Genomic DNA, 4,784 nt, shown 5'->3' on the forward strand with positions numbered 1-4,784 from the left:
ATCTTGTTTGTTGGCATTGCTGCCACTGTCCGTTAAGACAGGTCGCTCACTCAAAATACTGACAGGCCACTTCTTGCGAAGCGCCTATATTTCTTTTTTGTGAACATTTGATAATTTAAGTATTCAGCGACCGAAGTCACTGGCACTTTCATCAAACGCCCACACTTATCGACTGTTAATTTTTAAAGAACTCATTCGGTACTGCCTGCTGCCAGTTGATGAAGCGTTGTGTTCATCAGCAGCGAAGAGGTAAGATTATGAGGCTTTGCGCCGTCACCGTCAACTTCTTTTTTTCGTCACCGCTTGCTTAAGCGGCCCCAACTTCTTGATTTTGCTAACCATTTCATCGGGGAGGCGAACTATAGCAAAGGGGCCCCGGCGATGGCAAGGCCTTTCCGTAAAAAAGTAAAATTGGTTACGATACATAATTATTCCGACAGCGCTGTCAGCTTATAGTGGGGATCCGCTTTGATCTTGTCGATCGCAAAAGGCAGCGTCGGCCACTCCTTGCGCGAGTACAGCGGCACTTGGTCGGCGTAGTACGGCGAGCGCGGGTCGACCGACTGACCATACACCAGCATCGCCTGCGCCACCGGTCCGTTGTCGTCGAACGTCACGGCCTGGATGTAACTGCTGCCCCACGCGATGTCGTGGTAGCCGCGGGTATCGAGAGCGGTATTCATGTGAATCGAGTTGTACGAGCCGTCGATGTCGCCGATGGCGCCATGCAGCGGCACGCGTACGCCGGCGCGGGTGTCATCCTGGTAGTCGCCCAGCCGGCCGTCGAGCGGAATGCTCAACGCCTGCAGCTTCTGCGCGGCCGCCTTCAGCGCGGCCAATATCGCCGGCCCTGCTCCGGGCGCCAACCCGGACGGCGTGTTGACCGGGTCGGCCGGATCGAAGGGCACGGCCCATTTGCCGGGAATCGTCGTCGCGCTGTTCCAAAATTCGCGGAACAGCACCGCGCCGCGGCTGTCGAGGTTGGCGCGACGGTCCCATGCAGCGAGGGCGTTGCAGGGTAACATTAGCGCAGGATCGGCTGCGGCGGCAGCGGCGCACAAGGGCAGCAGTTGCGGCAACATCAGCTCTGCCGCGTTGATGCGATTGGCGAACATCAATTCCTGGAGGTCCGTCAATTGCAGCTTCTTGCGCTGCGCAATCATTTCGTCGAGCTGGCGGAAGCCGATCCGCGTGCGCAATTTCTGCTCGATGCCGGTGCGGCCGTACAACGGCGAAAAGCCGAACGGGACTGGCCTGGTCAACAGGGCGCGCGGGTTGGTCAGCCAATAGCTGTCGTTGGAGTTGCCGACGTAGTCGGTGCGGATCATCCATGGGCCATTGGCCGGCGAGTAGATGCCGGCAGGCGCGCCGGTGTCCTGTCCCCAGGCACAGGCGCTGCGTGAGCCGTCGAACATTAGCAACGGCGGCACCAGCAGACAATCGGAGGCGAACTTGTCGCCGCCCACGCGCGGCACTACGCTGGCATCGGCGTACAAAGTGCTGCCGGCGCGGTCGGCGGCAATGGTATTGACCCACGGTAGCCCGACCACGTTGTCGAGCGACGCTTTCATGTCTTGCACACTGACGGATGAGCCAATCCCGATCCACTGGTCGATCATGCGGGTATTGTTGCGGTTCGGGTCGGCCAGCACGTGCACCGCACCGGCCGTCCAGGCCAGGCCGGCCTCCGGTTTCACCAGCACCGCGCCTTGCTTGCTGAAATAAAAGGTCTTGGTGCGGTTCACCATGCTTGCGTCCGGCATACGGATGCTGATCGTCACGGGCTTGGCACGCATTTTCACCGACACGCCGTCCGACATATAGCTGGTGCCGCTGGCGTCGCGGGAGTCGAGCGCGAGCTTGAACGTGGTGAAGTGAACCGCGGTCGTGACGGTATGGGTCCAGGCAACGTCCTTGTTAAAGCCGATCACCACCATCGGGATGCCGCCGAGGATTACCCCCATCGCGTCATAACGGCCGGGCACGGTCAGGTGGGCCTGGTAAAAACGGTCGGTGGTGGTCCACGGATAGTGCGGATTTCCGAGCAGCAGGCCGCGCCCGCTGGCTGACAGGTCCTTGCCGATCGCCAGGGCGTTGCTGCCCAACTTTTCGGCGGTCAACCGCTCCAGGCGGGTCTTGATGAACGAGCGGTCGAACTTGCGCGGTGCCAGTTGCGCAACGACTGGCGCGGCAATGCCGGGGTCGCGCGCGCCAGCGACAATTTCTTTGGCAAACACCTGGCCAGACGCGTGCAACGCTTTCTCCGCGATGACCAGGTACATGTCCTCGACCGTGATCGGACGCACCCATGCGGCCCCGTTGCAGGCCGCCGGATAGCGCCCTGCATTGTCGCGCAGGTAGCGGTTGTAGCCGGCGGCATAGCCTTCGAGCATGTCACGCGCCTCTTTCGAAGCGGCAGCGTAGCCGGCCTTCAGTTCGTCGATGTCGAGATATCCCTTGAAGAAGAAATCGCTGTCCTCGTTCTTCAAGTCCATGTAAAAGCTGGCGGCGCCGTATTCGTCCCCGGTGCGGCGGGTTGCATATGCTTCGCCGCCGAAGAACAGCGAGCGTTCGCCGCGCGCGGTCAGAAGGCTGTCGGCGAACATGCAAACGTTGTCTTGCGCGTAGGCATACGCGAGGCCGTAGCCGAGGCCGCGGAAATCGCTGGCGCGCACGTGGGCGATGCCGTGCGAGGTGCGCACCAGCTCGGCGCTGAATTTCGATGCCGGCGCGGGTGGCGCGGGCGGGGCCGGCAGTTCGCTGTCGTGGCCGCGGCCGCAGCCGGACAGCGCCGCGGCGCACAGCAATGCGGCGGTGGCAACGCAACAGCGGATGCAGGCGCGCCGCGCCGGACCGTAGAATTTTCCTGACATGTATTACCCCCTGAGTGGCATAAATGGCGGAACGCCGACTTGCGAACTGAACAATACCGGCATTCATGTTCGCTGGCGCAGGGCCATTCGTATTGATGTGTATCAGTACGTCGTAGGGCTGATGGGCGTGCCTGGCTTGGTCAGCGTTTTATGTGAGGCGCCTACCAGATAAGCTCACGGACATCCGCGCAATGAGTGGCACCGCCCAGCGAGCTGAGCTTCGACGATGCCAATCGAAAGCCACCATCTGATCGTAGTCTTGCTCGCGGCCATGGCGTCGAAACTGGACGGCTGCCCGGTCAAGCTGGCGCTCGAACCTACTCAATTGGTCGGCCTGCTAAGGACGCGGCCGATGACGGAGCAGCGCGTGCGCCAGGCCGATTGACCGGCAGCTTCGCGCTCGCGTCGGCACTTGACGAACTGGCATGCGCGCTGCACATCAATCCGGCGAGCGACTTGCCGTTTTCCGCCAAACCACTGCGCGAATGTTATCGCGTCGGCGCCGAGCGCTTCGGCTGGTCGCGCCAGACTGCGGAACCTTGTTCGATGCGCGACGGTCGTACGCTGGTCGGGTGGGGAATGGCGACAGCGACTTACCCTGCACACATGTGGCCGGCAAAAGCGTCGGCCAGCATACGGGCCGATGGGACTGCGCTGGAGCGCAGTGGCTCGCAAGACTTTGGGACCGGTATCTATACCGTCATGACGCAGATCGCCGCGGGAGCGCTCGGCATGGCGGTGTCAAAAGTGACATTCGAACTGGGCGACACTGGCCTCCCGGAGGCACCGGCATCGGGGGGATCGCAGACGGTGGCCAGTGTAGGCCCAGCCGTGTACGCAGCGGCAAAAGCGGCGCGCGCCAAGCAGGTGCAGATCGCAGTAGAAGATACGTTGTCGCCCCGGCGCAGCTTGGCCGCCGACGACGTAATCGCCGTCAACGGCTGGCTTATTGGCCGCAACTACAGCGATATGCGCGAGTCGATGGTTGCCATGGTCAAACGCCACGCAGCTTGGGCGCGATCCGCGTGCCGCTGGTAGCTGGCGCCTGCGGTGTAGGTAAATCGATCAATAAAAAGACCGGCCATAGCCAACTGATGGGCGGCATTGTCTGGAGGCTTGGTATGGTGCTGATGGAAAAGACCGAATTCGATTGGCACACTGGCATTGCCAACGTTCACCGGCAACGTGATCAAGTGCGCCGGTCACCCACCACCAATGCCTTCAATCACCTTGCCGGTGCCTCCGCACATTGGGCACTGCTTTCCATTCGTGGTACCGGTGCCTTTGCAGCTGTCGCACACCGCCTCGCCGGTACCGGGCGTGCCAGGCACAGCTTGGTCGCCCGGGTTTGGTGGAGTAGTGGTTGCCATAATGCCCCCTGAAATTGACGATTTTGCGCGTCGAGTCATCCAAGTCTATTAGCGGGCATCAACACATAGGGCCGATTTATTTCCCGTTTCTGCTGTCCGCAGTCGGGAAGGTGATCCGTCGAGCTTGATTTCAAAACCTCAGAACCCTCAAGACGAAAAAAAACCCCCACATTTCTGCGGGGGTTTTTTTCTTATAACTAGCCTGACGATGACCTACTTTCACACTGGTTGCAGCACTATCATCGGCGTAATATCGTTTCACGGTCCTGTTCGGGATGGGAAGGGGTGGTACCGATTTACTATGGTCATCAGGCATAACTTGTACAGGTGCGTGCTCCCAACTGGGCAGCATGACCTTGAATCTGGAAGAAGTATTGTTTCGTTTTACTTAGGTAGCGATTGTACATTACAACAAGCACAACGCGTTCTCTTATTCTCTATACCTGCTAAGGTTATAGGGACAAGCCGTACGGGCAATTAGTACTGGTTAGCTTAATGCATTACTGCACTTCCACACCCAGCCTATCAACGTCCTGGTCTC

4 protein-coding genes and 2 rRNA genes are annotated in these 4,784 nt (G+C 60.0%); 3 read left to right on the plus strand and 3 right to left on the minus strand.

The window, feature by feature from the left end:
• Nucleotides 1-428: 428 nt before the first annotated feature.
• Entirely contained in the window at nucleotides 429-2,873 is a 2,445-nt protein-coding gene (locus CR103_RS21485) for a penicillin acylase family protein (RefSeq protein WP_099917933.1), read from the minus strand.
• 226 nt (nucleotides 2,874-3,099) lie between these two features.
• Between CR103_RS21485 and CR103_RS22945 the strand changes: the two genes are divergently transcribed.
• Genes CR103_RS22945 through CR103_RS24020 form a run of 3 tightly spaced genes read left to right on the plus strand, consistent with a single transcriptional unit; the run spans nucleotide 3,100 to nucleotide 4,255 of the window.
• On the plus strand, nucleotides 3,100-3,258 hold the full coding sequence (locus CR103_RS22945; protein WP_180279489.1) for a hypothetical protein: 159 nt from the start codon (nucleotides 3,100-3,102) through the stop codon (nucleotides 3,256-3,258).
• On the plus strand, nucleotides 3,255-3,911 hold the full coding sequence (locus tag CR103_RS21490) for a molybdopterin cofactor-binding domain-containing protein (protein ID WP_180279490.1): 657 nt from the start codon (nucleotides 3,255-3,257) through the stop codon (nucleotides 3,909-3,911). The genes CR103_RS22945 and CR103_RS21490 overlap by 4 nt, the downstream gene beginning before the upstream one ends.
• Entirely contained in the window at nucleotides 3,884-4,255 is a 372-nt protein-coding gene (locus CR103_RS24020; RefSeq protein WP_180279491.1) for a molybdopterin cofactor-binding domain-containing protein, read from the plus strand. Before CR103_RS21490 ends, CR103_RS24020 begins: the two co-directional genes overlap by 28 nt.
• A gap of 188 nt (nucleotides 4,256-4,443) precedes the next feature.
• Here the strand turns inward: CR103_RS24020 and rrf are convergent.
• Together rrf and CR103_RS21500 are read right to left on the minus strand one after the other, a co-directional pair.
• Nucleotides 4,444-4,556 (minus strand): 5S ribosomal RNA (gene rrf, locus CR103_RS21495).
• Nucleotides 4,557-4,699: 143 nt separating this feature from the next.
• A 23S ribosomal RNA gene (locus CR103_RS21500) occupies nucleotides 4,700-4,784 on the minus strand; the annotation flags it as partial.

This window comes from Massilia psychrophila (assembly GCF_002760665.1).
Lineage (GTDB): Bacteria > Pseudomonadota > Gammaproteobacteria > Burkholderiales > Burkholderiaceae_D > JAFCUW01.